Below are 25,410 nucleotides of genomic sequence, written 5' to 3'. Positions count from 1 at the left end.
AACCAAAGAGTCATTCACTCCGTTAATGAAGAAACGGCGCCTCCAAAGAACGAGAAGCACGTTCAAAGAACGCGCTACCATCAGATAGGGGTATTTCCATGCGTCATCTGACCAGCATTTTTGGCTCAGCGATCGCCGCAGCCGTCCTCTTGTGCATCGCGCTGCCCGCTACTGCCGCGACGACGGCGAAGCCTTCGATCGCTGTGGTCAATTTCAGCTCGGACGGTCTGGATTGGTGGTGGACCGCGGGCGTCGATCCCGGCGCGGCGTATGCCGATCTGCTGACCGACCAGCTGGTCAATCTGGACACCGTCACGGTCGTCGACCGCTCGCACATCGACTCGATCATGCAGGAGAAGAACCTCACGATCAGCGGCGACGTCTCGCCGGCGACCAGCATGCAGCTCGGCCGCCTGATCGGAGCGAAATACCTCATCGTCGGGCGCATCATCCAGCTTGCGCACACCGCCACCAACAGCGGCAACCTGGGAGGCTTCATCAACCCTGTTCTGAGCGGCGCCAACGTCACGGCGCAGAAGGTGCATCTCCAGGTGTCGGCTCGCATCATCGAGGTGAGCACCGGGCGCATCGTCGCGACGCTTCCCGAGGATCAGACAAAGTCGACCACGTCGTTCTCGGTCGCCGCATTCGCGCCCAATGTCGGCGGCAGCTATACGAGCGCCCAGTTCACGAACTCGCTCATGGGGCAGCTCATCAACGAATCGGCCAAGGACATGGCCTCCAAGGTCGACCCGACCAAGCTCGCGGCCGGCGGCGGCTCGGGCGCCTCGATCAACGGCCACGTGCTGACCATCGACGGCTCGGACGTCGTCATCAACAAAGGCTCGGCCGACGGCGTGAGCGAGGGCATGTATTTCACCGCGTACGCGACCAAGAGCGTGAAGGATCCCGACACGGGCCAGATGACCACGGTGCGGATACAGAAGGGCACGATCCAGATCACGTCGGTCGACACGCACTCGGCCCAAGGCAAGGTCACCCAGGGGACGGTGACGGCAGGCGAGGCGGTCTCCGCCGAGTAGACCCTACTCGGGCCGGCGCGGCACGACCAGCCGCGCGATCTCGCTGAGCACGACCTCGTCGTGCTGGTTGCGGGTCGTCAGCTTCACGCTGACGATCCCGCGCGGCTGGCGCTGCGACGGCTTGACGTCGACGATCTCCATGGTCACGCGCAGCGTGTCGCCGGGGCGCACCGGCCGCGGCCAACGCAGCTCGTCGATGCCGATGCCGATGATGCCGGTCGCCTGCATGACGTTGCTCTGCACGACCAGCCGCATCGTCAGCGCGGCTGTGAACCACCCGCTTGCGCTCATCCCCTTGAAAACGCTCGCATCGGCGGCAGCATCGTCGAGATGGAAGGGCTGGGGATCGTAACGCCGCGCGAAATCGACGATCTCGTCGAGGTGCACCACTGCCGAAGCGGTCTCATGGGACTGGCCAACGGCGAAGTCGTCGAAGTAGCGGTCCGTCATAGGAGCGCCGCGTTCAAAGAACGCGGGTCGACATCCTACGAGCGGTCAGGCTGCTCGCTCGAGCGGGCGCGAGATAGCCGGTTTGTCGGAGATCAGCGGGAAGATGATCGCGACCAGCAGCATGATCGCCACCGGTAAGAGCGCGCCGGCGAACGAACCGGTCAGGTCCTTCACTGACGAAACGAACGCTGGGCCGACGAGCCCCGCGCAGCCCCACGCGGTTATGTTCAGCCCGTAGTTCGCGCCGAAATGCTTAGTGCCGAAGAAATCGGCGTTGAACGCCGGCATGACCCCGAAGCCGCCGCCGTAGCACAGCAGCACCACCGCGTAGACGGCGGCGACCGCCGCCAGACTGTGCAGCTCGCCGAGGAAGAAGAACGAGATCACCTGGATCCCGAAGATCGCCGCGTACGCGACGCGGCGGCCGATCCGGTCCGAGAGCCAGCCCCAGAACAGCCGCCCGAAGCCGTTGAAGAACGCCAGATACGCATAGGTCGCAACGACCGTCGGTGCAGCTAAACCAGTGAGCTCTTGCATGATGCCGGTCGCGTTGCTGATGACGATGATGCCGGCGGTGACGTTCAAGAACAGCATCACCCACAGCAGATAGAACTGCGGGCTGCCCAGCATCTCCGTGGTGGTGTAGGAGAGCTCGTCGTCGTTGGTCGGGAAGCCGTTCACAGCAAACGTGCGCGGCGGTTCGCGCAACGCGAAGGCGAAAATGCAGCCGACCGCGATGAATGCGATGCCCGACATCGTGAAGATGTTCATCAGGCCGGCGACGACGTCGGGCTTGAGCGCGTACTGCGCCGCGTTGAACGTGATCTGAGACGCCTCGGCGGCCGTGCGCGCGGCGACGAACGCCGCTGCGGCTTTGGCGGCCGTGGTGAAAGCCGGCAGGCTGCGGATGATGAGGCTGTAGATCGGCGCGCCGAGGCCGAAACCCATGATGATGAGGCCACCACCGAAGCCGCGACGCTCGGGGAACCACTTGATGACGCTGGTCACCGACGCGATGTATGCCATGCCGCACCCGAGCCCGCCGATGACGCCATAGGTCAGCCACAGCCACGGCGCGCCGAAACTGGCGGTCCCGTAGCCCGCCAAGATGTTCCCCAATCCCCACAGCGTGACGCCGATCAGCGCGACGCTTCGGGTCCCGCCGCGGTAGGCGAGAATGCCTCCGATCACGCCCCCAAGCCCCAAGAAGAAGTTGGCGAGCGCGAACGCCCACGTGGTCTGGGTCGTGGTCCAGTTGAAGCTTGCGAGCAGCGGCTGCGTGAACAGGCTATACGAGTAGACCGCTCCGGGGCCCAGCATGACCATGATCCCGGCGAACGCCACCCACCATCGAGTTCTCATACTCGGAAGTATCGGCGTGACGGCCGCCCGACTTGCGCGCGCGCTTTGTGTGAGCCGTCACAGCCTCCCGCGCGCGAACCTTCGGGACCCCGCGCCGATGATAGTGGAAGAGGGGTACGCTCGGACACATGAGATACGTATCGCACGCACCGAGAGAAGCGCCGTCGTCACAGGTATGGATGACGATCGGCCTCGTCGTTTGCGTGCTACTGTTCACCGGCGCGCTATTCGGCACCGTGCTCGCCAACGCGGCGATCACGTTGCGCTCGCAATCCACCATCAAACTCGTCGACGTGGCCGCGCGGCAAAGCGATCTCGTCCAGCGCATGACCAAGGACTTGCTCGAAACGCAATTGACGCAGCGGTCCAACCAAGCGCCGCTGCCGTCGACCCTCGGCGACCTGGCCGATTCGGCCGCGACCTTCGATGCGACGCTCAAAGCGCTGCAGAACGGCGGCACCACGACCGATCTTGCCGGCGAGCCCCTGGCTGTGGCTCCGCTGCGCGGCGAGGCGGAGACCGCCGCGCTTTCGCAAGCGCAAAGCGCCTGGACGCCCCTCAAGCAGAAGATCGCGGCGATCGCCGTCGGCCCGGTCACGCCGGCCGTCGTGGACGACGCCGCCGCGTACGCAAGCGCGAACGAGAAGCAGATGTCGAACATGATGAGCGACGTCGCGCTGTCGATCGAACGCAGCGCGACGCAGGGCGCCAAAGATCTGATCTTCACGCGCAACCTGTTGATCGGCCTCGCCGTGCTGTGCGTGGTCGCGATCGTCGTCATCTTGTTCACGCGCGTCACCGAGGGCCAGAATCAGATCCGGGTGTACGCAAGTTCGCTCGAGCTGCGCAACGATGAGCTCGCCGAGAGCTCGGCGGCGTTGGCGGCCGCGAAGCATGGCACGGACCTCATCATGGAGACGGTGCGGCAGGGCCTGCTGCTCATCGGTCCGGATTATCGCATCGAGGCGCAGTACTCGCGCGAACTCGAAGACATCTTCCATATGAAGGAGCTTGCGGGTTTCAACTTCTTGAACATACTCCAGCGCATCTTGACGGAGCGGATGTTCAACACCACGCGCGATTACCTCGCGCTGCTCTTCGATCCCAAAAAGAAAGAGCGCGCGGTGCTGCGCGTCAACCCGCTCGACGAGGTCGAGGTGAATTTCCCCAACCCCGAGGGCGGCTTCATCTCCAAGTATCTCGCGTTCTCGTTCCGGCGCATCGTCCAGGATCGTGAGATCACCCGCGTCTTCATCGCCGTGACCGACGTGACCGAGCGCGTGCAGCTCGAGCGCCAGCTGCGCGAGTCCGAACACAAGAAGGAGCGGCAGTTCGAGCTGCTGCTCGGCATCTTGCACGTCGAGCCGCGCATGCTCGACGAGTTCATCGCGGGCGCGCAGGCCCGTACGCGCGAGATGAACGACGCGCTGAAGGCACAGGATTTCGCGGCGGCTTCGCTCGGTCAGATGGAGCAGCTGCGCCAGCGCCTCGACGTCGTCTTCCGCTGCGTCCACAACATCAAAGGCAACGCGGCCTTGCTCAGCCTCGAATACTTCCAGAAGACGTGCGACGCGTTCGAGCAGAAGATCGTCGAACTGCGCAACCGGCCGGCGCTGGGCGGCGACGACTTCCTGTCGATCGTCATCGCCGAATCCGACCTGCGCGCCGATCTGGCTGAGCTCCAGGATCTGCGCGAGAAGCTCACCGGCATCCAGCGTGTCTACCCAGGCCCGGTCGCGGCTGCGCCGGCCTTCGGCAACGCCGTCGCGCCCGCCGCGGACGACGTCGTCGATGCCGTGCGCGCGCTGGCGCATTCCCTCGCGCTCAAACTCGGTAAGGACGTCCGCGTCCAGGCCGATGGCTTCGACACGCGCCCGCTCGAGCCGGAGCTGCGCCGGGCCGTCAGAGACGTGCTCGTGCAGTTGACGCGCAATTCGCTGGCACACGGCGTCGAGTCGCCATCCGTACGCGAAGCCGCAGGCAAGTTGAAAGTCGCGACGATCGAGATCCGGCCGCTGCCCGGCATGACGGCGGGTTCGTTCGGATTCGCCTACCGCGATGACGGCCGCGGGCTGGATCCGCTCACCATCCGTGAACGTGCGGTCGAACTGGGTCTGATCTCGAGCGACGAGGCCGTCAAGACCGATGAGAGCCAGGTCGCGCGTTTCATCTTCGCGCCCGGCTTCACCACCAGCAACGGCGCGACGACCGATGCCGGCCGCGGCATCGGCATGGACGTGGTCAAACATCTGGTGGTCGACGAGTGCGGTGGCGAGATCGGGGTGAGTTCCGACCCAGGCCGCTACTGCGAGTTCACCTTCGTCCTGCCACGTGCGCCGGCTCCGGTGCCGGTTCCGGTCGCGTGAGCGGTGGATGCGATGAAGCTGCTGATCGTCGACGATTCCAATGTCATCCGCCGGGCAATCGCTCGCCAGGTGGGAGAATCGACGTACGAGGTCCGCTCGGCCGGCAACGGCTCGGAGGCGCTCAAAGTCTTCGACGAGTTCACGCCGGAGATCGTCACCATGGACATCACGATGCCCGAACTGGACGGGCTGTCATGCGTCGAGGCGATCCTCGGCAGGAACCCTGATACCAAGATCCTGGTCATCTCCGCGCTCGCCGACAAGGCGACCGCGGTGGAGGCCATCAAACGGGGAGCACAAGGATTCTTACTCAAACCGTTCACAGCGGAGATGCTGCACACCGAGCTGGCCGAACTCCTCACGGAGTAGGCATGACCGAGGACGACCTCAAGGTGTTCGTCCACGGCGCCGCTCGATTCTTCAGCAAGATCTCGCCGACACCGGCGCAGGTCGGTACGCCGTTCGTGCGCGATGAGTCGGATCAGGTGATGTCCGATTTCTCAGCGGTCATCGGCATCTCCGGCAATCAGCGCGGCTGCGTCTATTACACCGCCCCGCGCGACATGGTGCAGGCGCTGGCCGATATCTTCGGCGAGCCCGATCTATCGGATGACATCTGCGCCGATTTCGTCGGCGAGATCGCCAACACGATCTCGGGCAACGCGCGCCAGGAGCTCGGCCCCGGCTTTTTGATCTCGGTCCCGGTCGTCATCCGCGGCCGCGCGCAAGACGTCCGTTTTCCAGATGACGCGCCGGCCTTCGTGATCCCGATCAACTGGACCGGGCATCGCTCGACGCTGATCATCTGCCTCAAAGAAGAACCGCAGCGGCGGAGCGCGCGCAGCCAATGACCGACAACGATCTCAAACTGTTCGTGGACATCGTGTCCAACTATTTCGCCACCGTGGTGGACGAGGAGCCGACGCTTGACGATCCGGTGATCGAGTTTTCGCCGCCGCGGCTGCTCGATTACAGCGGCTTCATCCGGATCTCGGGCAGCGACGACGGCTGCGTCTATCTGACGATGCCGCGCGACTTCGCGGTCGCGTTCCTGCGCCGTACCGGCGAGACCGCCAGCGACGACGCGCTGCTGAGCGATTTCGTCGGCGAGATGGCGAGCACGATCGCCAGCAACGCGCGCGAACGCTTCGGCAACCAGTTCAAGATCTCGGTGCCGCGCACGCTGGTGGGCGGCCAGCAGCCCCCGTTCTCGGTGCCCGGCACGCGCTTCGTCCTGCCCATCCGCTGGGAGGGCCACTGGGCGCACCTCGGCATCGGGGTGTTCTCCAATGTCGAAGCGATGAGGAGCACGCCATGAACGGAGGTAAAGACGTCTTCAAACGGCCGCGCGACTTCGACGATCGCGCGCTCGGCGTGAGCTTGCGCCCCTACGAGTGGGAGGTGCTGCTCGCCCTCGATGGCCGCACTCCGCTGGTGCAACTGCTCAGCCGCATGGGGTTGGAAGAGCTGGAAGCCGACGATGTCGCCGACGAGCTGGCCGGCAAAGGCCTGATGGACCAATGCGTCGTCACGTATGGCGAATTCATGCGCGAGCGCGACGCGGTGGTCAAGCCGGTCACGATGAACGCCGCGCCCACAGCAGCGCACCCGCACGCCGCTGCGGCGATGCCGCCTGCGGAACCCATTTCCACAGCGCAGACCAATGGCTCAACCTCGCCGGCGGCTGCGCCTGCGCCCTCCGGAACGCCGTTGATCTCAGCCACCATCAAACCGCCGCCGCCGCGACTCGCGTTTTCGGTGAAGCCGGCCGGATCGGGCAGCATGCCGCGTCTTGCCGTCGGCATCACCGGGTACAAATTGAAGCCGCTGCTCGACTTCATCATCGACCAGGCAGGCGGCAAGGCGCTGCCGAAGATCGCGGCACAACTCGCCGTCTATCGCGTCTTCCGGCGCGTGCCGCGTGAACTGGTGCTCGCCGACAACATCCATTCGCTCAAGATCGGCGACCCGACGATCGAAGTGCACAACAAGGAATTGTACGACGCGATCGTGCGGGCAATCGAAGCGACTTTCGGTGTCAAGTACGATTCGAACACAGCCGATAAAGCGGTCGGATAGCGCTCCTAAGTTCTCGATCGTCGTCCCCGCTCGCGATGAAGAGCGTTGGATCGGCGCGTGTCTTGAGGCCATCCGCCGCGCGGCCGCGCCGTATCCGGGCCTGGTGGAGACCATCGTGGTCCTCAACCGCTGCAGCGATCGGACGGCGGAGATCGCGCTTGCGCACGGCGCGCGGACGATCGAAGCCGCGGGCAAGAATCTCGCTGTGATACGGAATGCGGGCGCGCGAGCGGCGACCGGCGACATCCTCATCACCGTCGATGCCGACTCCGTCATGTCGCCGCGCACCCTAAGCGAAGCGGAGCGCCATCTGGCCAGCGGCAGGTACATCGGCGGAGGCACGATGATCCAGCCCGAACGCATGTCGTTGGGCATCGCTGCGACGGGCGTGATCATCGCCTATCTGATCCTGCGTTATCGGGTCTCGGCCGGGCTGTTCTGGCTCGAGCGCTCGACGTTCGAAGCGCTTGGCGGATTCGACGAATCGCTCGTATCGGTCGAGGACGTCGACCTGGCGATCCGGCTCAAAGCGTTCGGCCTCGCGCGCGGCAAGCGCTTTGGCACGCTTTGGAAAGCGCCCATCACCACATCATGCCGCAAATTCGATCATTTCGGCGACTGGTATCTGCTCAAGAATCTCAAATTGGCCCGCGACCTGCTCGGCGGCCGCGACGAGCGCGCCGCCAATCTGTTCTTCTACGACTTTCCCCGCTGACGTGCGCCGCGCGCATAAGCGCATCATAAGGCTGTCGTGCTACGATGGCGCGCATGAGACCATCACTGCAAGAACGGGACCGCGGCTCCATCCGACCCATCCACGGCGCAGACTTGGCGCATTGCCGCACCGTGTTCGAGAACACGACGAGTGAGGACCGCTATTGCCGGTTCTTCCAATTCAAGGACGACCTGGGCGACGAGGAGCTGCGCCGCTTCGTCGAATTCGGCGATGAGGTCATCGGCCTGCTTGCCTTTGAGGGCGCCGAGCCGGTCGGTATGGCGCACGCCTGGATCGACGAGTTCGGTGCCGCCGAACTGGGCATCATCGTGTCGCGCACCGCGCGAAGGCGCGGGGTCGGCCGCAACCTGATCCAGACGGTGATCGAGCAACTTGTCGAGCGCAATGCGCTCGAGCTATTCGCCTACGCCCTCGGTGAGAACGCCGCGTTTGACGCTTTGGCGCGGCGCATCGGCATGGCGCGCATGGACGTCGACGGCGGCGTGGTCACCTTTCGCTTGACGCTCTAGACTAGGAGCCCGGCGGTGGCGGTCCACCCGTGCGGAAGAACTGCGGCGGGCCGATCGGCGGCACGGCCAGACGCATGAGCGTCAGTCCGGCGTCAGGCGGTCCTTGATCGCCGGGCCGCGGACCGAACGACGGCCGGTTGTCTTGCGAGCCGCCGCCCATCTGGCCCCGTGCTTGATCCATGATCTGCTTCATCTGCGCATCGAACGCGGACTGTGCGTCGAGAACCGCCTTCGATTCTTTCGGCGACAGCGATGCGTCGAGTGTTTTCGCCGCCGCATTGACGTCTGGCGTTTGCGCGATCGCGAGCTGGCCGATGACTTGGCCGAGCCGGTCGCGGTTGGCAGGCGTGAGCGCGCCCAGTGCCGCGGTCCGCGCGGCGGCCCGCGCTTGATCCACCTGCGCGCGGACCTGCTGTCCCATGCCGCCAGGACCGGGCCCGCCCTGCGGTGGAGTGCCCTGCGGCGTCGTGTCGGCAAGCGCGCCAGCCGGCGCGATCATCAACGCGGCGACAAGCGCCGCAACTACGTGTTGTCTCATGCCGTGAATCGTAACAGGATGCCCTTAAACGGGCCTGGGACGAGCTTGCTTACGACTGGTGCTGCTGCATCATCGTGGGCAGCGTGAATCCCTCGTAGACGACCGCGGTGACCAAACCGCTCATCTGATCGTGATTGTCGACCATGTGCGAGACGATGTGGCAATGCAGCGGCCACACGCCCGGGTTGTTGGCGACGAAGTCGATATCAACCGTCCGGCCGGGGTCGACGGGGATGGTGTTCATGGGGCGCGGATCGGGCAGCGGGGCTCCGTCTTGCGCGATCCAGCGGAACCAATGGCCGTGCAGGTGCATCGGATGCGTCATGTGCGTGATGTTCGCGAAACGCACGCGGACCAGATCGCCTTGTTTGACGCGGATCGGATCGGTCGCCGGAAACGTCTTGCCGTTGAAGCACCAGTATTCGGTCATGTCCATGCGTTCCATCGCGTCGCCCATGCCCGGATTCGGATCGGCCTTCGGGTCCACTGCCATGGCCGGCATCAGCATCGAGTTGGCCAGCACGGCCTGTGCCTCGACGTTGCGCGCCGGTTCCCAATCCACCGACGTCACCGCGATCGGCACGTCGACGTCGTAGTGCGGCTCGCGCGAAGCATCCTGCGGCGCGACCACGATCATGCCGAACACGTTTTCTTGGTCTATGTCGTTATAGTGCGCGTGATACATGTACGTGCCCGCTTGCGGCGCGATCCAACGGTAGACGAACTGGTCGCCCGGTTTGATCGGCGCCTGGGAGAACATCGCTGCCCCGTCCATCGCAAACGGCACGGGCACGCCGTGCCAGTGGATGGTCGAATCCTGCGCGAGCCGATTGATCACGGTGATCTCGACGTCGTCGCCTTCGGTCATGCGCAGCACCGGGCCGGGCGAGATGCCGTTGACGCCGCGCGTCTGAACGCTGTGGCCCGGCAGCGGCTCGATCAACGTCGAGCCGAGCACGAGCGTGAACGTGCGCGTGCGACCAGTCCGTTTGATCGCGCCGGCCGGTTTGAGCACGGGCAACGCGCGCAGATCGGCGGTCGTCAAGCGACGCAGCTCGGGAGACGCCGCCGCGGCGGCTGCCGCAGGATGCGCGGGCATCGCGCCTGCCATCGCTGACGACGCGCGCGACGCAGCCAGCGCGAACGCCCCCGCGCCGGTAAGTCTAAGCACGTCTCGTCGCGAGATCATTTGACTCCTAACGTCTCGAGGAACGCGGTCAAATCGATGACGTCCTTGTCGCTGAGCTGCAGCGGCGGACTGACCGCATCGTGCTGATGGATGTGCCACGCGATGTGGCTGGGCGTGAAGTGTGCGCCCATATCGTCGATGGCGGGGCCGCTCCCGCTGATGCCTTGGCCCGTTGCCGCGTGGCAGCGCGCGCAGTCTTGCGCGAACAGGCGGCCGCCGCGTACGGGATCGCCGGTTTCGACGCCCGGATAGTATGCGAACCCGCCGGCGTCCTGCGGCGGCTGGTCCTGCGGATAGACGGGCGGCGGTTGGGCCATGGACATCTGCATGCCCTTCATGTTCATGCCGCTCATGTTCATCCCGGACATCGCGTTCGTTTGGGCGTGCGCTTTCGCGATCTCCGCGGCGACTGTCTGCCCCGGCGTGAGCGTCACGACGTAGGCGACGAGATTCGCGATGTCGCCGTCGCTCAACTTGAAATCCGGCATCGGCGGCATCGGGTGCTTGATGCGTTCGTACATCTCATTGGGCGACACCTGACTCGCGCTGCCGGCCAGCTTGGGGCCGATGCCGCCGCCTACGCCGGCGGCTCCGTGGCACGCGGCGCAGTTGTCCGCTTTGAAGAGATTCTCGCCGGCGACCGCGTCGCCGTGCGAGAGCGTGGTATCAAGCGGCGACAATGGCGCGCTCGGGCCGTTCGACGGTGCCATCGCGTTCATGGCGGGCATGTTGCTCATATTCGACATGTCCATGCCCGACATGTTCATGCCGGGCATCGAGCCCAGCACCGGCGAGGGCAAGATGTTGTGACGGGACCACGGACCTGCCCATTCCAAGCCGACGCCCATAGTCGTGCCGGTCGTCAACGCGCGTCCTTCGACCGTCAGCTTGAAATTCGGCGCGAACTGATGGATCAAGTCAAGCGTCAAACCGGCTACCGGCGATTCGCCGTTCTGTGAGTCCCAGCGCAGCACGCCCCAGTTGCCGTGCGTGAAATCGTATTGCGCCTCGGTGAAGAAGCCTTGGGTGTGGATGCCGGCGCCGTCGCCGTTCGGATTCGAATCCCAGCCGATCTGACCCAGTGCTTGGAATTGCAAACGCCGCAGGCCGGGCGGCGTGTATTGCAGGTAGACGGCCGACCGGTCGAAGCGGTCGATCGGGCCGGCCGTCGAGGGCGTGAAACCGTTGTAGATGATGCCGAGGCCATAGTTGAACGGGTTGTCGCTCATGCTCATCGCCGAAAAATCGAGGCTGTGGTTGGTGTTCGTGCCGCCCAACTGCGCGCAGCCGGGCTGGCAGATGAGCTGATTGCCGCCCAGCGCGGACAGACTGTACATGAGCGTTCCCTGCATCTGGGCCAGGGTGACGCCCCAATGGCTGTCGTCCTCGTTGAAGTCGTTGGAGCCGACCGTATAGCTCGTCGTGGCATACGGTGAGATCGTGATGCGATGCGCGGGCATGAATGGAAACGGCGTGTGGAACTTGCCGACCTGCAGATCGCCCGCGCCCCGGAAGAGCTGGTTGTAGGAGACCCACAGCTGGTCGGTGCCGCCGACGAATCCGCCGTCGACGATATGCTGCTCGAGGTAGTAGGTGAAGTTGGGGCCCACGAATCCGCCGGACAGCAGACCTAGGTTGTCGGTGAAGAGCTTGGGCGGCGGGGGGTCGCCGTCGGGGTTCGACAGGTACTGCTCGGAGAGCACGACCGACACGAATCCGGGGTTCTCACCCGCGTGATACGGGAGCGCCGAGAAGTCCGACATCATGACCATCATGCCGTAAGTGGTCATGCCGGGGAAGACCGTGTGGCACAGCTCGCACGAGGCGCCGGTCCGCTTGGCGAACATCGGGATCGCCTGCGCGGGATGCGGTCGCAGCGCCTGCGCGCCGCATGCTAGAATCGAGGCGGCGACGATCACGAAAGCGACCGGCCGCACAGAGAAATGTTGCACGGCCGGCACGCTTCTGCGTCTCTTACGGCACCTCCGTTAAGCGCGATCCTTGTTTCCTCACATCTGCTACGTCCGCTGTTTCAGCTTGGTCGGCGCGGTCACGGGCCGCTTTTCATCTGCGTCGAGCAGGTCGAACCAGGTGACGATGTCGTTGCGACCGGGCGCGGTCTGATCCCGCAGCTGTGTGAAGTAGTCATAGCTATGCTCGCCAGGCTCCGGATGCCATTGCGTGCGATTCTCGTTGAACTGCGCGATCTGGGCCGGCGTCTTGTCCGCAAGACGGCGCGAGACCCACTGGCCTATCTCGTCGTCGCTGTCAAGCTCGCGCACCTTGCGGGCGAATTCTTCACCGTCGGTGCCGAGAAACTCGAACAGCGGGCGATCGTGCGGACAGTCATAGTCGTACTCGCCGAGCTTGCCCGCGTTGCGCGCACGCGCCTTGTCGATCGTGCGCGCCAGCGACACGATGCCGCGCATTTTCTCCCTAGGGCTGCGGGGATACGTTGTGGTGAGATCCATGGGACGTTTACCTCCGTAGCTTCCCTTACCCGGAGGGCGGGAGCGCGAACCGCAGGCGCCGAAAGCCGAGTCCCGCGCGCGGGAGTAGCTCAGTTGGTAGAGCGATAGCTTCCCAAGCTATAGGTCGCGGGTTCGAGGCCCGTCTCCCGCTCCAAGATCTCGCGAGCGCACGCCAGCACGCGCGCGCGCACCTCATCCGGTCCGACGATCTTCACCTGGCCGCCCCATGATACGAGCTGCGGCACCGCGGCATCCTGCGATGAAAAGACGACACGCGCACCGACCCAGCCGTCGCTGCGTGCTTCATCGTCGCTGAATTGCGCCTCCCAATAGGAGCCGACGTCGTCGAGCGCGTCGGGCGCCACGAGCAGATGCACGACATACGTCGGAAGACTGGCCTCATAGCTGGCGCTCGACGACTGCCAGAACTTCGCCAAATCGAAATCAGCGGGCCGCTCGAACGTCTCAGGCGTGACCTCGACTTCGACGATGCGATCGCAGCGGAACACGCGCATCTCCTCGTTGTAGCGCGCGGCCAGATACCAGACGCCCGCTTTGGCGACGAGTCCGAGCGGTTCGGCGATGCGGTCGCTCATGGCCGCATTGCGATCGCGATAGCGAAGCCTGATCCGCCGGTCATCCCACACCGCGCGACGCAACGTGGCCAGATGCTCGCGTGGAGCCACGGCTTGTTTCCAGCGGCGCGGATCGAAGAAGATCAGATTGCGGCTGCGTTCTGCCGCGCGGCGCTGCGGCGGGGGCAGCGCGCCGGCCAGCTTTTCAAGCGCCTTGGCCAAGCCTTCGCCGAGACCGATGTCGGCCAGCGGGTTGGCGGAAGTGATGAAGAGCGCGCGGATCTCATCCTCGCCGAACTGGGTGAGCGCGCGGCGATAGCCGTCGGACAGGCGGATGCCGCCCCCGATGCCGCGCTCCGCGTAGACCGGGATGCCGGCTGCGCTCAAGGCGTCGACGTCGCGATGGATCGTGCGCTCCGAGACCTCGAGCCGTTCAGCCAGCGCCGCCGCGGTGAGCGCACCGCGGGCTTGCAGGAGCAGCAGAAGGTTGAGGAGGCGGCCTGACTTCACGGTACCAGCATAGTACGCAAATATGACATCAGGTGTCAAGTATGTGGGCGTATGATGGCCCCGTCACACACATCGTCTGGAAACATCGAAAGGAACGCGCTATCATGGCGACCGCTACCGCGGCAGTGATCACCGGTATCGACGTGCACTGCTACCTGGTCAAAGATCCCAAACGCGCCATCAAGTTCTACCGCGACGTCGTCGGCCTTCCGCTCACGCGCGAGCTCGGCGGCAATGGCGCGGAGTTTGAGCTGGCCGACGGCTCGACATTCGGCCTATGGCGCATGGACGACGGCTCATGGTTCGAGAGCCACGGCGTGATGTTCGCGGTGGACGACATCCGCAGAGCGCTCGCGAGCTATCGCAAGCGCGGGGGCAGCGTGCTGGGCGATCTCATCGACAACGACCATTGCCTTATGGCGATCTGCCAAGACAGCGAAGGCAACGGCTTCATCCTGCACCAGTTCAAGCGCCAGAACGCCGCGTAGGGGAAATGCGAAGGCGCGTTCTTGCGAGCGCGCCTTACGTTTTCATCGCTTTACGACGGGGCTAGCGGAAGAACCCGCCCTTTGACGGCGTGCAGCTGTCGTGGTGCTGTGAGCCGAACGGTCCATCGGCGGGCTCTTCGCTCCACACGGGCCCCGCGCCGGCATGTCCACCCATTCCGTCTCCTGGTCCGGGGCCGGAAATCGTGCTTTGGCTGTTCACCGCGCCGCCGCTGCCCGTGTTGCCGGCCGCCGCGGCAGAGCCGGCCGCCGCCGTGTTGACCATGAAGGCGCGCGAGACCGACGACACCGCGGCCTTGACGTGCGGCAGACTGCCGACGAGCCGCGAAAGCTCACTACGCATGCCGCCGTTGCTCGACGAGGGTGCTGCCGCCGACGCCACTCCCTGCGAGGGCGAGGAGCTCGACGCCGAGGACTGCGAAGCGCTGGCGGCGATTGAGGGCTGCGCCTGCGACGAAGGATGGGTTTGCGCCGTCGTCAGCGGCGTGCGGACAAGCGTTTCGATCGTGATGACGGTGCTCTTCTGCTCGGGAACCGGAACATTGATCTCTTGAATGAGGGCTGCCGTCGCGAATAGCGCGCCGAGGACGAGCGCCGCGATGACATGCGTGGCTGCAGACGTGCCGAAGCCGAACGGCAGGTCGCGCTTGTATTCGCTCTTGGAATTCGTCGAAATGGGGATCCAATCGGTCACGTGCTCAAGTTCCCCTTCCAAGCCCCGTGCTCTAGAAGAATGTTATCTATTCTCCCGGCCCTGGCCTGCCCAGTTCTTTCATCTTACAGCCTCGCTTGGCCGTTCTGGCAGGCCCAGGAGACCGCGCCAAGGCCCGCAGCGCTGGCAATCGCGGGAAGTCGGCTGCCGGCGACGAACGCCCCTTTTTTGGAGGTGTCTGGCGTGGAGGGTATTGCGTGGTGAAGCGTTTCTTGTTCGCGCTGGCGGCCGCCGCCGTCGTGTCGGCAGGCGTGCCGGCGTTCGGCGCCCCGACGGGCTGGGGCGAGACGGCGACGATGGGCTGGACGAAATACGCGATGGTCGCGGTCAACGTCGGGCACCGCATCTACTTGATCGGCGACCGAGATACCCTGCACGTCTACGACATCACGACGAACAGCTGGTCCACCGGGAAAGCGCCGCCGCTCAATCAATACGGCCCCGCTGTCGCGCTCGGCGGCAAGATCTATCTGCTCGGCGGCGTGACCGGCACAAGAGCCACCGGCAACTGCACCGTCTACGATCCCACGGCCGACGCCTGGACGAGCATCGCCTCGCTGCCTTCGGCGCGCGGCGCCGGAGCAGCGGCGGTCCTCAACGGCAAGATCCATCTCGTCGGAGGCCGCGCCTATCAAGGCGCGACACTCGTCGACACAAACGACCAGCAGATCTACGATCCGGTCGCAAACGCATGGCACGCCGGCGTCGCGATGCCCACGTCGCGCGACGGACTTTCGCTCGTCGCCGATCCTAGCTCGGGCAAACTGTACGCGATCGGCGGATGGAACGGCCAGAGCATGAATCCGTCTACCGCCAACGAGATCTACAATTCGGCCACGCATACGTGGACGAAAGGCGCGCCCATGCCGACCGGCCGGTTCTCCGCCGGAGCCGCGATACTGAAGGGGAAGATCTATGTGCTCGGCGGGAGCACGAACAACGTCATGTACTCCGTGGTCGAAGCGTACAATCTATCCACTGGAGCGTGGTCGCAGCGCATGTCGCTGCCGGCGGCGCGGCCGCTCGAGAGCGCCGTCGTGGTCAACGGCGTGCTATACGCGACCGGCGGCAACGTGTGCCAAGGCTCCGCATGTTACGGCACCGACCGTTTCTGGACGCTGACGCCGACACCCTGAGGCCATAGCGTGTAGCCGCAAGGCAGATCCAGGCAAGTGGCATCCGCGACATCGTCGAAGCCGCGGCCATGAGCACACCGTTCACCCTGAGCAAAGGCCGCTTCGAGGCGTTTTCGGACGGCGTGTTCGCCATCGCGATCACGTTGCTCGTGCTCGAGTTCCATCTGCCGAATTTCAACTCGCCCCCCTCGAGCTGGGAGCAGCTCCAGACGCTGGTGGGCATCTGGCCGCAGTACGTCGTCTATGTCGCCAGCTTCCTGACGATCGGCATCATGTGGCTGAATCACCACGCGCAGTTCCGGTTTGTTGAGAAGATCACGCACGGGATCGTGATCGCGAATCTCGTGCTGTTGCTCTTCATCTCGTTCTTGCCGTTCCCGACGGAAGTGCTCGCCAAGTTCGGCCTGACCAACGTCGCCGTGACGTATTACGGCCTGGTCCTGTGCGCGATCGCGGTGGCATATAACCTGCTGCACTGGCAGATCGTCGCCTCGGACTCGTCCATCCCGCGCACGCCATTGGCGTGGTCGGTCGTCGGTCTCACGGCGTATCCCGTCGCGACGGCGATCGCGTACTTCTCGCCGTTCGCCGGCGTCGCGCTCTTCACGCTGCTCGCGATCTTCTATATGCTGCCGAGCAACGTGTCGTCGGCCGCCTTCAGGCCGGAGTAGCGGCCTTTGTTCGCGCTGCTCGCGATCGGTGCGTTGATCGTGGTGCTGGTCACGTTGAGCAATCGCATCGGCGTGGCCTACCCGATCGTGCTGCTGCTCGCGGGCGTGGCGGTCGGGTACATCCCCGGCTTTCCGACGATTGCGCTGCCGCCCGAACTCGTGCTCGTCATCTTCCTGCCGCCGCTGCTGTATTGGGAGAGCGTCACTGCGCCGGCCAGCGAGTTCCGCAATAGCGCCTGGTGGATCTTCCAGCTCGCGTTCGGGCTCGTGATCGTCACGACGGCCGGCGTCGCCGTGGTCACGCACGCGCTCGTGCCGTCGATCGGCTGGGCGGCCGCGTTCGTGCTGGGCGCGATCGTATCGTCGACCGACGAAGTGGCGTTCGCGCCGATCGTCGACCGTCTGCCGCTGCCGCGCCACGTCGTCGCGACGATCGAAGGTGAGAGCCTCGTCAACGACGCGACCTCGCTCGTGCTGTACGCCGTGGCTGTGACCGCCGTGGTCAGCGGCACGTTCTCGCTGGCGCACACGCTCGGCGCGCTAGCAGCATCGATCGTCGGCGGAATCGCGCTCGGCGTCGCTGCAGGCGCCGTCGCGGTGCTGGCCTGGCGCTTCACGCAAGACGCGTCGCTTCAGGCGATCATCTCGATCTCCGTGCCGTACCTCGCCTATCTGCCGGCGCACTACATCGGCGCGTCCGGCGTTCTGGCGGTGGTCGTGACCGGCTTATTCGTCAATCGGTACACTCCGCGCGTGCTCACGCCGGCCGCGCGCGAACGCGCTACCGGTTTTTGGGTAACCGTGGTCTTCGTCACCAACGCCGTGATCTTCGTGTTGGTCGGCATGCAGTTCCACGCGGTGTCGGAGAGCCTGGGCGCCTATCCGACGGGCGCGCTCCTCTGGTATGGCGTCGCCATCTCGCTGACGGTGATCGTGCTGCGCCTCGCGTGGGTGTTCGCGCAAGCGCTGCTGCCGGTGACCAACGAACCAGAACATGTGGAAGGCAAGGCCGATTGGTCGCATGTCGCGGTGCTGTCCTGGGCCGGCATGCGCGGCGGCATCACGATCGCGGCGGCGCTTGCGATTCCATTCACGGCAGCTGCGGGCCCGTTCCCCGGCCGCAATCTGATCATCTTCTTGACGTTTTGCGTGCTGCTGGCGACACTGGTCGGCCAAGGCGGCACCATGCCGGCGCTGATACGCTGGCTGCACGTCACCGGCGACGACGTCGCAGACGAGGAGGAGCGCCTGGCGTTGTCGGCTACCGCGGCTGCGGCGCTGCGAGAGCTCGACAAGCTCGCCGCCCTCGGGGACGCGCCCGAAGGGGTGCTCGATCTATTCCGCCGCCGTTACAAATCGCGCGCATGGGAGTTCGGTGCCCTGGCGGGCGACGCGAACAAAGCGGCGCGGACCAATGAGGCCTATCGCAAGACCGCCTACGAGCTGATCGACGCCCAGCGCGACGAGCTCATCAGGCTGCGGGATGACGGAAAGATCGACAACACGGTCTTGCGCCGCATCCAACGGCTCTTGGACCTCGAGTCCGAAGAGATCCAACTGCTGGGCAGCGCCGCCGGGCACAGCGATATCGAGGCGGCAGAAGAGCAATGAGCGCGCCGGAACGAACCATGACCGCGATGCGTTTCCGGGGCATGGGAGGCAGGCTATGACTCGTCGGCTCGCCGCTATTTCGGCCGCGGCCATCGCCTTGCTGGCGGGCGCGGTGCCGGCACATGCGGCCTACGAGTTCTACGTGAGGATCCAAGGGCCAAAACCCGACCAGGTGCAGAGCCCGGCCATCGCACACCGCAGCATCGCCGTGATCGCGTTCAGTTTCTCGGTCGTTTCACCGCGCGATCCAAGCTCCGGAGTTACCGGCAAGCGCACGCACGGGGCGATCACGATCCTGACCGAACCGTCAGTGTCGGCAGCGGCCACGAACCTCAACCCGGTTTCGCCGCCGTCACCCAAGGCGAACGCCACGCCGGCGGCAGTCGCGCTGCGCGAGATCGTCACCGTCGGCTGCGAGGGATTCAACGTGCAAGCGGATTACGGCAAGGGACCGGTGCGCGGGGTCCTTGCGAGTCAGAGCGTCGACGGATTGTGCATCTTCGCGGTCCCGATGTCGGCCCCGGCTGCCAACGCGATCGTGCGCATCGGCTTGCCGGACACCCCAGCCGGCTGGTCATTCAACAGCCAGCCGCAATCCAAGTGCATCCGCTCAGGCGATACGTTGGACGGCACGCTCGGCGCCTCGCAGGACATCTTCAGTTTCCAGTGGGGCCCAGCGCGCACGCCGATGCTGCCCCCTGGGCCGTGCGGCAGGCCTTAAGAGGGCCGCTCGCGCGCGCGCGCAAAGCATGCGCGCAACGGCCACCCTCCGTTCGATGAGGTAGCACACGTGACGATACGCGCGCCGATCGCGGCCTTCTTGATGCTGCTCGGCAGCTCGTTGCCCGGCGCAGGCCTGGCGGCCGACGCCACACCGGCGGCGACGCCCACGCCCGAAGCGACATCAACGCCCCAGCCACGACCAGCGGACTCAACGACGCACCACAGCCTGCAACTGGGCGGGAGGGCGATCGTGTATACCGCAACCGCGGGGACGATCACGCTGCGCGACAGCGGCGGCGAGGAGACCGCGTCGATGTTCTACGTCGCGTACACCGAGGACGACTCAGGCCCGCGCCGGCCGCTCACATTTTTCTTCAACGGCGGTCCAGGCTCGTCGACGATCTGGCTCCACATGGGGTCGTTCGGTCCCAAGCGGGTGGTCGTCGGCAACGGCACGTCGATCCCCGCGGCACCATATACCTTGATCGACAACGAGTACAGCCTGCTCGACCGCTCCGACCTGGTGTTCATCGACGCGCCGGCGACGGGATTCTCCAAGCTCCTCGGAAAGTCGACGGGCAAGGATTTCTTCGGCATCGACAAGGACGCGGCGGCCTTCGGCCAGTTCGTCCAACGCTATCTCACGCAGTACAACCGCTGGAATTCTCCCAAGTTCCTGTTCGGCGAGAGCTATGGGACGACGCGCGCATGCGCGCTGGCCGAATATCTTCGGCACCATGACGTCGACGTGAACGGCGTGGTGTTGCTGTCGTCCGCGCTCAACTTCATGCAGTTCAACGGCGGCGACGGCAACGACACGCCGTACGTCACCTACGTGCCGACCGAGGCGGCGGTCGCATGGTATCATCACAAACTCCCAGGGCAACAGGGCGACCTCCAGTCGATCGTGCGCTCGGCAGAGGCGTTCGCGCTCAAGGAATATGGACCGGCGCTCGCGCTCGGGTCGTCGCTGGGCCCAGCCGCCCAGGACGACATCATCGCCAAGCTGCACGGGTATATCGGCATCAGCGAGACCTATCTGCGCCGCGCCGACCTGCGCGTCGAGCCCGAAGAGTTCGAGAAGCAGCTGCTCGGCCCGAGCTACCGCCTTACGGGGCGATACGACGCGCGCTTTGTAGGCGTGGACGTGAGCCCGAACGCTCAAGTGCCCGGCTACGATCCGTCGTACAGCTACATAGACTCGGCATACACCTCGACGTTCAACGCCTACGTGCGCGAGACGCTCGGCTACAAGACCGATGCGCAGTATCAAACCCTGCACGACCTCGGCGAATGGGATCTGCAGCGCACGAATCGCCAGCTGCCCGACGGCGACGTGCTGCCGGATCTGAAAATGGCCATGAGCGCCAATCCGCATTTGCGCGTCTTCTCCGCCAACGGCTACTACGACATGGCCACGCCGTTTTTCGCGACGCAATACCTGCTCGACCACATGGGGCTCGATCCGTCCCTGCGCGGTCACATCCAATACGGGTTCTACGAGTCGGGGCACATGGTGTACGTCAATCCGTCGGCGCTCGCCGCATTCAAACGGGATCTCGGCCGCTGGTACGACGCGGTGCTGGCGCAGTAACCGCATGGATACGAGATCGTTGGTCTGGACTCCGGGCAAAAGATCGCGCCTCCGCGACGTCGATCCCGCCGATACCAACGGCTACGCCGGCAAACACGAGGCCAGGGACAAACTTCGCGCGGACATCAAGAAGCTCTCGAAGCTGCAAGACGTGCTGAGCGCGGGCGCAGAGCACGGCATCCTCATCATCTTCCAGGGCATGGACTCGGCCGGCAAGGACAGCGCGGTCAAACACGTCATGTCGGGGGTGAACCCGCAGGGCATCGACGTGCACAGTTTCCGCCAGCCGACGGAGGAAGAACGGCGCCACGACTACCTCTGGCGCTGTGCGCGCGTGCTGCCCGAGCGAGGCCGCATGGGCATTTTCAACCGCTCGTACTTCGAGGAAGTGCTGATCGTGCGCGTCCATCCTGAGCTGCTCGGCCCGCGGCTTGCGGCAGGCGCGAGCTCCGCGTTTTGGAAGCGCCGCTACCGCGACATCAACGGCTTCGAGCGGTATCTCGTCGACAACCGCATCCATGTGCTCAAGTTCTTCCTTTATATATCGAAAGAGGAGCAGGCCAAACGGCTGCTGGCACGACTCGAGCGGCCGGACAAGTATTGGAAATTCTCCGCGGCGGATCTGCAGCAGCGCAAGTACTGGCCCGCGTATATGAAGGCCTATGAGGACATGCTCAACGCCACGAGCACGCCCTGGGCGCCGTGGAACGTGATTCCCGCCGACCACAAGTGGTTCGCCCACGTGGCGATCGCCGACATCATCGTGCGCGAGCTGCGCTCACTCAAGCTGGCGTACCCCTCGCTGCCGTCCGGGTTGCGCAAAGCACTGCGCGCCGCCAAGCGGAAGCTGGAGAAGGGATGAAAGCGTTGTTCAGGCCCCCTTCGCCGGAAACGGCCCGTGCGGCGGCTGCGCGCATCGCGCCGTACGTCCGGCGCACGCCCGTCTTCTCCGCCGACGGGACCACGTATAAGCTGGAGTTCTTGCAGGTCACGGGCTCGTTCAAGCCGCGCGGAGCGTTCAACGCTGCCTTGCAGTTGGATGCCGGCGCGCGAGAACGCGGCCTGGTCGCCGTGAGCGGCGGCAATCATGGCATGGCGGTGGCGCACGTCGGGCGTGTGTTGCGGATCAGTACGACGATCGTGATGCCGGAGACGACGCCGCCATGGGTCGTCCAGCGCGCGAAACTCGACGGTGCCGAAGTGGTGTTGTTCGAAACGATTGCGCTCGCGTTCGCGGACATGGAACGCCGGGTCGCAGCCGGGCAGACGCCGCTCCACCCGTTCGACGACGAGCACGTGATGGCCGGACAGGGCACGGTCGGTCTCGAGCTTGTGGAAGATATCGCCGATCTGGAGACCGTCGTGATCTCGATCGGCGGCGGCGGGCTGCTCGCGGGCGTCGCCTCAGTCGTGAAAGCGCTGCGCCCATCGGTGCGGATCTACGGCGTCGAGACGGCCGGCGCCGACGCGATGCGCAAAGCGCTGGACGCCGGCCATCCGGTGGCGCTGCCGGCTATCACCTCGATCGCGCGCACGCTCGGCGCCCCGATCGTCTCCGAATCCACCTTGGCCGCGGTCAGAGATCTGGTGGATGATGTCGTGGTCGTATCCGATGCCGAGGCGGTGCGCTCGTTGCTGCAACTGCAAGCGGACATGAAGGTGACCGTCGAGCCGGCGTCCTCGTGCTGCCATGCAGCCCTGCGTTTGGGCTTGATCCCGCGCGCATCGCGCGGCACGACCGCCGTCGTCCTGTGCGGCGCGAACGTCGGCCTGGAGGAGATCGAGCAATGGCGGCGCAGGCTCGAGGTCTGATGCCTTTGGAGAGACGTCCTTGAGCTACGTCATGCCGGCGCTCGCCGTCGCGTTCGCATGGCTGCTGGCGTCGTTGCCGACGCCATCAGCCGTACCGGTACGCACGGTCGTCCTCACCCCGGTGGAATTCGCCAGCGCGTACACGTACCAGTGCGGCGGCGCGCCGCAGCCGCCGTATCTGCACCCGCCGAGCACCGTGTTCGTCGGCGGGTGGACGGGCGTTCGCCAGCCGGGCGCCTTCGTCGGCGGCGCTGCGGCGCGCGCTGCGACCATCTGCTCCGTCTACCAGGGTCTGGTGCGCTTCGATCTCGACGGGCTTGACGCCGCCTCGATCTCGAGCGCGCGGCTTTTCTACGAGTCGAAGCAGAATTATTTCGTCGACGGCACCACCGACCGCAACCGTGCGTTGTGCATCGGAGGCATCGGCGTGACGGCGCAGTCCTGGAGCAGCGACGAGAAGTCGATCACGCCGGTCCTGGAGGAGGTGGACGCCTTGCGTCCGCCGCACGCGAATTTCAAATCGCCGCCGATCGACATCACGGCGCTGCTGCGGGCTCATCTGGAAGACGTGAAAGCGAACGGTCTCACGCTCGATGGAACGGTCGAGAACGTCTCCACGCGGCACTGTCTCGCGGCGATCGGCCACTTGGAGCTGCGCCTGGCCATCAGCGGCGCGCTTTAGAAGCTATCTCGGCACGCGGGCGACGAGCTGGTTGTGCGAGGTGATGCCGATCGCGCCGCGCGACATCCCGTGCGTCTCCCCATCGCTGTGGAAAACGACGACGATCGTGCTCGCGGGCGCGAGCGGGGGTGAGACAAGCACGGTCAAAGTGCCGCTGCCGCCGGCGTCGGCCACGAACGAGTTGCCGGTACCAGATCCGTCGAGCGGCGTGAAGACGGTGGCTTGCGGATCGCTGCGGCTCGTGAACAGGCTGTAGGCGCCGTACGGCGACAACCCTTCGCAGTGCACGACGACGCTCTGTGCGTTGGCGTTGAGGGCCACGATCTCAAGAGTCCCCGTCGCTCCGATCCACTGGCCGAGCGTGATGCCCAACGGCGCGCCGTGCGCGCTGAACAGAGGCGCGGACGCGGGGTCGCTTTGCACCAGCGCGGGCCGATAGCCGGCCTCGTGGGCGATGGATTGCGGTCCGACCCCCGCCGGCGCCGCCTCGTCTTTGACAAAGACCTGCGGATCGACGGGCGGCGCGATGTCCGAATCATTGGAGAAGAAGGAGCCGTACGGGAAAAACGTCAGCGTGACAGACGCGATGAGTGCCAGCATGACGAGCGCTTGGACGCTGGTGAGCGTGCCTCATGCAACGAGCGCGTCCGCACGAACGCGCTCGCCGCAGGGTGGCCGGGCTGCTCTAGGCCGCGAGACGACGGCCCGTGAGGGCTCGGATGATCAGCAACAACACGACGCCGCCGACGAAGGCCACGATGATGCTCCAGATGTTCAACCCCGTCGCGCCGATGTGGCCGAAAGTGTTGAACAGCCAGCCGCCGATGATGGCGCCGAGCACGCCGATGACGAGGTCGCCGAGCACGCCGCCGGGGCCTTCCCCCGGAACCACTGCTTTGGCGAGGAAGCCGGCGATGATGCCGACGACGATCCATGCGATGATATCCATTTAATGACTCCTCTTTTATTACGAAAGCGATACTACTCTCTTATACGCCGCCGAGGCGTGCGTCAAACCGCGGATGCCGGCCGTATCGCCGCGCTTATGAATGTCAGTGCGGTGGGCCGGTCGGGGAAGAAACGAAAAACGCTGTCGATGCCGCTGATCGCGAACACGCGCGAGATCTGCGCGTTGGTAAGCACGATCGCCACGTCGCCGCGTTGATTGCGGACGGAACGCAGCATCTCGATGAGCGCGTACAGGCCGCGCGAGTCGATGTAGGTGAGCCTGTCGAGATCGACGACAAACGCATCGGATCCGCGTCTTAGCTGATCGCTGACCACTTCGAGGAACGTCGGCGCCGCGGCCATGTCGAGCTCGCCGACGAGCTCGAGCAACGTGGTCTGGCCGTATGTCTGCAGAGCGACCGCAAAACTCATCATGGGCGGCTTATCCCCGCTTGCCGGCTGCGCAAAACGCAGTGGCGCCGCCGCCGCGCGAAGAACCGCGCGTCTGCGGCGCCGCGCGCCGCCGCCCGAGGTTCTACTTGTCGAATTTGTCCCGTAGTTCGCGCTTCGCTTTGTCGCCGGCTGCGGCGGCTTTGTGGCCAGCCTCCTTGATGCTCGAAGCGGCCTTTTCTGAGGCTGTCATCGAATCGCCGGCCAGCGTACGTTTGGTCTTTTCGGCTGCCGCTTTCGCGTTGTGCTCGGCCTCCTTGAGTCCGTCCACAGCGTCGTTCTTGGCCTTGTGCAACGCGTGGTCTGCATGTTTTTCGGTCGGGGTGCGTTCGTCTGGCATTGAAGCCTCCTTGCTGAAGCTGCCTACCGACATGTGCCCGCAATACGGACCAGGCAAACCTGGGTATACTCCCGTACGGAAAGCATAGCGTGGATAAGAGCGAGGGCTCGACGGCGAATCACAAAGGCCTGGCGGCGGCCGCTATTTTCGCGGCTATGCTCGCCGTGGTAGCGATCGACCACGCCGTGCCGCAGATATCACTGCGCCCGCTCGCGTTCGTCTTTGTGATCGCGATGGCGGCAGCGGCCGGGCTGCGCTGGAGCATCGCCTGCGCGCTCGTCGCCGCGCCGCTGTTCACGCTGATCGAAGTCGGGAACCGCGTCGTGCCCGGCGTCGCCGGAATCGTCATCGACGCCGCTATCATGCTGCTGGCGCTCGGCGTGGCGATCGGATTCGT

General features: G+C 65.1%; 30 protein-coding genes and 1 tRNA gene. 20 read left to right on the top strand and 11 right to left on the bottom strand.

Annotated elements, in window-relative coordinates:
• Positions 1 to 98: 98 nt before the first annotated feature.
• A complete protein-coding gene (locus tag VKF82_06855; protein HME81780.1) occupies positions 99 to 1,043 on the top strand; it encodes a CsgG/HfaB family protein in 945 nt (314 codons plus the stop codon).
• A 3-nt stretch (positions 1,044 to 1,046) separates the two neighbouring features.
• Here the strand turns inward: VKF82_06855 and VKF82_06850 are convergent, their stop codons facing one another.
• Both VKF82_06850 and VKF82_06845 read right to left on the bottom strand, forming a co-directional pair.
• Entirely contained in the window at positions 1,047 to 1,493 is a 447-nt protein-coding gene (locus VKF82_06850) for a MaoC family dehydratase (GenBank protein HME81779.1), read from the bottom strand.
• Positions 1,494 to 1,538: 45 nt separating this feature from the next.
• Entirely contained in the window at positions 1,539 to 2,855 is a 1,317-nt protein-coding gene (locus VKF82_06845; protein HME81778.1) for an OFA family MFS transporter, read from the bottom strand.
• Between the two features lie 128 nt (positions 2,856 to 2,983).
• On the opposite strand from VKF82_06845, the gene VKF82_06840 reads away from it, so the two are divergent.
• Genes VKF82_06840 through VKF82_06810 form a run of 7 tightly spaced genes read left to right on the top strand, consistent with a single transcriptional unit; the run spans position 2,984 to position 8,545 of the window.
• Positions 2,984 to 5,221: an ATP-binding protein gene (locus VKF82_06840; GenBank protein HME81777.1), complete on the top strand. Its 2,238-nt coding sequence runs from the start codon at positions 2,984 to 2,986 to the stop codon at positions 5,219 to 5,221.
• 12 nt (positions 5,222 to 5,233) lie between these two features.
• Entirely contained in the window at positions 5,234 to 5,590 is a 357-nt protein-coding gene (locus VKF82_06835) for a response regulator (GenBank protein HME81776.1), read from the top strand.
• A gap of 2 nt (positions 5,591 to 5,592) precedes the next feature.
• Positions 5,593 to 6,072 carry a chemotaxis protein CheX gene (locus tag VKF82_06830; protein HME81775.1) on the top strand — a complete coding sequence of 160 codons (480 nt, stop codon included), beginning with the start codon at positions 5,593 to 5,595 and terminating at the stop codon, positions 6,070 to 6,072.
• Positions 6,069 to 6,539 (top strand): chemotaxis protein CheX, encoded by a 471-nt coding sequence (locus VKF82_06825; GenBank protein HME81774.1) that lies wholly within the window; start codon positions 6,069 to 6,071, stop codon positions 6,537 to 6,539. The genes VKF82_06830 and VKF82_06825 overlap by 4 nt, the downstream gene beginning before the upstream one ends.
• A complete protein-coding gene (locus VKF82_06820; GenBank protein ID HME81773.1) occupies positions 6,536 to 7,300 on the top strand; it encodes a hypothetical protein in 765 nt (254 codons plus the stop codon). Before VKF82_06825 ends, VKF82_06820 begins: the two co-directional genes overlap by 4 nt.
• On the top strand, positions 7,257 to 8,015 hold the full coding sequence (locus VKF82_06815; GenBank protein HME81772.1) for a glycosyltransferase: 759 nt from the start codon (positions 7,257 to 7,259) through the stop codon (positions 8,013 to 8,015). The genes VKF82_06820 and VKF82_06815 overlap by 44 nt, the downstream gene beginning before the upstream one ends.
• 53 nt (positions 8,016 to 8,068) lie before the next feature.
• A complete protein-coding gene (locus tag VKF82_06810; GenBank protein HME81771.1) occupies positions 8,069 to 8,545 on the top strand; it encodes a GNAT family N-acetyltransferase in 477 nt (158 codons plus the stop codon).
• 1 nt (position 8,546) lies between these two features.
• Here the strand turns inward: VKF82_06810 and VKF82_06805 are convergent, their stop codons facing one another.
• The 4 genes from VKF82_06805 to VKF82_06790 all read right to left on the bottom strand — a co-directional run bounded on the left by VKF82_06805 (position 8,547) and on the right by VKF82_06790 (position 12,743).
• On the bottom strand, positions 8,547 to 9,083 hold the full coding sequence (locus VKF82_06805) for a hypothetical protein (GenBank protein ID HME81770.1): 537 nt from the start codon (positions 9,081 to 9,083) through the stop codon (positions 8,547 to 8,549).
• A gap of 49 nt (positions 9,084 to 9,132) precedes the next feature.
• Complete coding sequence (locus VKF82_06800; protein ID HME81769.1) at positions 9,133 to 10,272, bottom strand: multicopper oxidase domain-containing protein; 1,140 nt, start codon at positions 10,270 to 10,272, stop codon at positions 9,133 to 9,135.
• Positions 10,269 to 12,224, bottom strand: a complete 1,956-nt coding sequence (locus VKF82_06795; GenBank protein HME81768.1) for a cytochrome c — start codon at positions 12,222 to 12,224, stop codon at positions 10,269 to 10,271. The genes VKF82_06800 and VKF82_06795 overlap by 4 nt, the downstream gene beginning before the upstream one ends.
• 66 nt (positions 12,225 to 12,290) lie before the next feature.
• Complete coding sequence (locus tag VKF82_06790; protein ID HME81767.1) at positions 12,291 to 12,743, bottom strand: DUF5069 domain-containing protein; 453 nt, start codon at positions 12,741 to 12,743, stop codon at positions 12,291 to 12,293.
• A gap of 78 nt (positions 12,744 to 12,821) precedes the next feature.
• On the opposite strand from VKF82_06790, the gene VKF82_06785 reads away from it, so the two are divergent.
• The 3 genes from VKF82_06785 to VKF82_06775 all read left to right on the top strand — a co-directional run bounded on the left by VKF82_06785 (position 12,822) and on the right by VKF82_06775 (position 14,316).
• Positions 12,822 to 12,897: transfer RNA gene (locus VKF82_06785), tRNA-Gly, on the top strand.
• A gap of 217 nt (positions 12,898 to 13,114) precedes the next feature.
• Positions 13,115 to 13,822, top strand: coding sequence for a hypothetical protein (locus VKF82_06780; GenBank protein ID HME81766.1), 708 nt, complete (start codon positions 13,115 to 13,117; stop codon positions 13,820 to 13,822).
• 110 nt (positions 13,823 to 13,932) lie between these two features.
• Positions 13,933 to 14,316 carry a VOC family protein gene (locus VKF82_06775; protein HME81765.1) on the top strand — a complete coding sequence of 128 codons (384 nt, stop codon included), beginning with the start codon at positions 13,933 to 13,935 and terminating at the stop codon, positions 14,314 to 14,316.
• Between the two features lie 61 nt (positions 14,317 to 14,377).
• On the opposite strand, the gene VKF82_06770 is transcribed toward VKF82_06775, so the two are convergent.
• Positions 14,378 to 15,028 carry a hypothetical protein gene (locus VKF82_06770; GenBank protein HME81764.1) on the bottom strand — a complete coding sequence of 217 codons (651 nt, stop codon included), beginning with the start codon at positions 15,026 to 15,028 and terminating at the stop codon, positions 14,378 to 14,380.
• A gap of 218 nt (positions 15,029 to 15,246) precedes the next feature.
• On the opposite strand from VKF82_06770, the gene VKF82_06765 reads away from it, so the two are divergent.
• The 8 genes from VKF82_06765 to VKF82_06730 all read left to right on the top strand — a co-directional run bounded on the left by VKF82_06765 (position 15,247) and on the right by VKF82_06730 (position 23,275).
• A complete protein-coding gene (locus VKF82_06765; protein HME81763.1) occupies positions 15,247 to 16,182 on the top strand; it encodes a kelch repeat-containing protein in 936 nt (311 codons plus the stop codon).
• Between the two features lie 68 nt (positions 16,183 to 16,250).
• Complete coding sequence (locus VKF82_06760) at positions 16,251 to 16,853, top strand: TMEM175 family protein (GenBank protein ID HME81762.1); 603 nt, start codon at positions 16,251 to 16,253, stop codon at positions 16,851 to 16,853.
• 6 nt (positions 16,854 to 16,859) lie between these two features.
• Positions 16,860 to 18,464, top strand: coding sequence for a Na+/H+ antiporter (locus VKF82_06755; GenBank protein ID HME81761.1), 1,605 nt, complete (start codon positions 16,860 to 16,862; stop codon positions 18,462 to 18,464).
• A gap of 55 nt (positions 18,465 to 18,519) precedes the next feature.
• Positions 18,520 to 19,185 (top strand): hypothetical protein, encoded by a 666-nt coding sequence (locus VKF82_06750; protein ID HME81760.1) that lies wholly within the window; start codon positions 18,520 to 18,522, stop codon positions 19,183 to 19,185.
• A 69-nt stretch (positions 19,186 to 19,254) separates the two neighbouring features.
• Positions 19,255 to 20,781, top strand: coding sequence for a hypothetical protein (locus VKF82_06745; GenBank protein HME81759.1), 1,527 nt, complete (start codon positions 19,255 to 19,257; stop codon positions 20,779 to 20,781).
• 4 nt (positions 20,782 to 20,785) lie between these two features.
• A complete protein-coding gene (locus VKF82_06740) occupies positions 20,786 to 21,643 on the top strand; it encodes a polyphosphate kinase 2 family protein (GenBank protein ID HME81758.1) in 858 nt (285 codons plus the stop codon).
• A gap of 5 nt (positions 21,644 to 21,648) precedes the next feature.
• Positions 21,649 to 22,593 carry a pyridoxal-phosphate dependent enzyme gene (locus VKF82_06735; GenBank protein HME81757.1) on the top strand — a complete coding sequence of 315 codons (945 nt, stop codon included), beginning with the start codon at positions 21,649 to 21,651 and terminating at the stop codon, positions 22,591 to 22,593.
• 19 nt (positions 22,594 to 22,612) lie between these two features.
• Positions 22,613 to 23,275, top strand: a complete 663-nt coding sequence (locus VKF82_06730) for a hypothetical protein (protein HME81756.1) — start codon at positions 22,613 to 22,615, stop codon at positions 23,273 to 23,275.
• A 3-nt stretch (positions 23,276 to 23,278) separates the two neighbouring features.
• Here VKF82_06730 and VKF82_06725 read toward each other — a convergent pair whose 3' ends face one another.
• The 4 genes from VKF82_06725 to VKF82_06710 form a co-directional block, all read right to left on the bottom strand.
• Positions 23,279 to 23,875 carry a hypothetical protein gene (locus tag VKF82_06725; GenBank protein ID HME81755.1) on the bottom strand — a complete coding sequence of 199 codons (597 nt, stop codon included), beginning with the start codon at positions 23,873 to 23,875 and terminating at the stop codon, positions 23,279 to 23,281.
• 85 nt (positions 23,876 to 23,960) lie between these two features.
• Positions 23,961 to 24,224: a GlsB/YeaQ/YmgE family stress response membrane protein gene (locus VKF82_06720; GenBank protein HME81754.1), complete on the bottom strand. Its 264-nt coding sequence runs from the start codon at positions 24,222 to 24,224 to the stop codon at positions 23,961 to 23,963.
• A gap of 62 nt (positions 24,225 to 24,286) precedes the next feature.
• Positions 24,287 to 24,658 (bottom strand): STAS domain-containing protein, encoded by a 372-nt coding sequence (locus tag VKF82_06715; protein HME81753.1) that lies wholly within the window; start codon positions 24,656 to 24,658, stop codon positions 24,287 to 24,289.
• Between the two features lie 100 nt (positions 24,659 to 24,758).
• A complete protein-coding gene (locus VKF82_06710; protein HME81752.1) occupies positions 24,759 to 25,046 on the bottom strand; it encodes a hypothetical protein in 288 nt (95 codons plus the stop codon).
• Positions 25,047 to 25,102: 56 nt separating this feature from the next.
• On the opposite strand from VKF82_06710, the gene VKF82_06705 reads away from it, so the two are divergent.
• Positions 25,103 to 25,410: hypothetical protein (locus tag VKF82_06705; protein HME81751.1), on the top strand; the 308-nt coding region annotated here is incomplete at its 3' end.

The sequence above is a fragment of the Candidatus Eremiobacteraceae bacterium genome, assembly GCA_035314825.1.
Lineage (GTDB): Bacteria > Vulcanimicrobiota > Vulcanimicrobiia > Eremiobacterales > Eremiobacteraceae > JAFAHD01.
The sequence above is the reverse complement of the archived record's forward strand: the minus strand, read 5'-3'. Positions and strand labels throughout refer to the sequence as shown.

Coding starts and splice junctions, on each gene's coding strand:
- VKF82_06775 (HME81765.1), top strand. CDS start 13,933: ATGGCGACCGCTACCGCGGCAGTGATCACCGGTATCGACGTGCACTGC.
- VKF82_06780 (HME81766.1), top strand. CDS start 13,115: ATGCACGACATACGTCGGAAGACTGGCCTCATAGCTGGCGCTCGACGA.
- VKF82_06825 (HME81774.1), top strand. CDS start 6,069: ATGACCGACAACGATCTCAAACTGTTCGTGGACATCGTGTCCAACTAT.
- VKF82_06725 (HME81755.1), bottom strand. CDS start 23,875: ATGCTGGCACTCATCGCGTCTGTCACGCTGACGTTTTTCCCGTACGGC.
- VKF82_06740 (HME81758.1), top strand. CDS start 20,786: ATGGATACGAGATCGTTGGTCTGGACTCCGGGCAAAAGATCGCGCCTC.
- VKF82_06715 (HME81753.1), bottom strand. CDS start 24,658: ATGATGAGTTTTGCGGTCGCTCTGCAGACATACGGCCAGACCACGTTG.
- VKF82_06840 (HME81777.1), top strand. CDS start 2,984: ATGAGATACGTATCGCACGCACCGAGAGAAGCGCCGTCGTCACAGGTA.
- VKF82_06720 (HME81754.1), bottom strand. CDS start 24,224: ATGGATATCATCGCATGGATCGTCGTCGGCATCATCGCCGGCTTCCTC.
- VKF82_06750 (HME81760.1), top strand. CDS start 18,520: ATGACTCGTCGGCTCGCCGCTATTTCGGCCGCGGCCATCGCCTTGCTG.
- VKF82_06760 (HME81762.1), top strand. CDS start 16,251: ATGAGCACACCGTTCACCCTGAGCAAAGGCCGCTTCGAGGCGTTTTCG.
- VKF82_06855 (HME81780.1), top strand. CDS start 99: ATGCGTCATCTGACCAGCATTTTTGGCTCAGCGATCGCCGCAGCCGTC.
- VKF82_06830 (HME81775.1), top strand. CDS start 5,593: ATGACCGAGGACGACCTCAAGGTGTTCGTCCACGGCGCCGCTCGATTC.
- VKF82_06820 (HME81773.1), top strand. CDS start 6,536: ATGAACGGAGGTAAAGACGTCTTCAAACGGCCGCGCGACTTCGACGAT.
- VKF82_06800 (HME81769.1), bottom strand. CDS start 10,272: ATGATCTCGCGACGAGACGTGCTTAGACTTACCGGCGCGGGGGCGTTC.
- VKF82_06835 (HME81776.1), top strand. CDS start 5,234: ATGAAGCTGCTGATCGTCGACGATTCCAATGTCATCCGCCGGGCAATC.
- VKF82_06845 (HME81778.1), bottom strand. CDS start 2,855: ATGAGAACTCGATGGTGGGTGGCGTTCGCCGGGATCATGGTCATGCTG.
- VKF82_06850 (HME81779.1), bottom strand. CDS start 1,493: ATGACGGACCGCTACTTCGACGACTTCGCCGTTGGCCAGTCCCATGAG.
- VKF82_06790 (HME81767.1), bottom strand. CDS start 12,743: ATGGATCTCACCACAACGTATCCCCGCAGCCCTAGGGAGAAAATGCGC.
- VKF82_06805 (HME81770.1), bottom strand. CDS start 9,083: ATGAGACAACACGTAGTTGCGGCGCTTGTCGCCGCGTTGATGATCGCG.
- VKF82_06710 (HME81752.1), bottom strand. CDS start 25,046: ATGTCGGTAGGCAGCTTCAGCAAGGAGGCTTCAATGCCAGACGAACGC.
- VKF82_06810 (HME81771.1), top strand. CDS start 8,069: ATGAGACCATCACTGCAAGAACGGGACCGCGGCTCCATCCGACCCATC.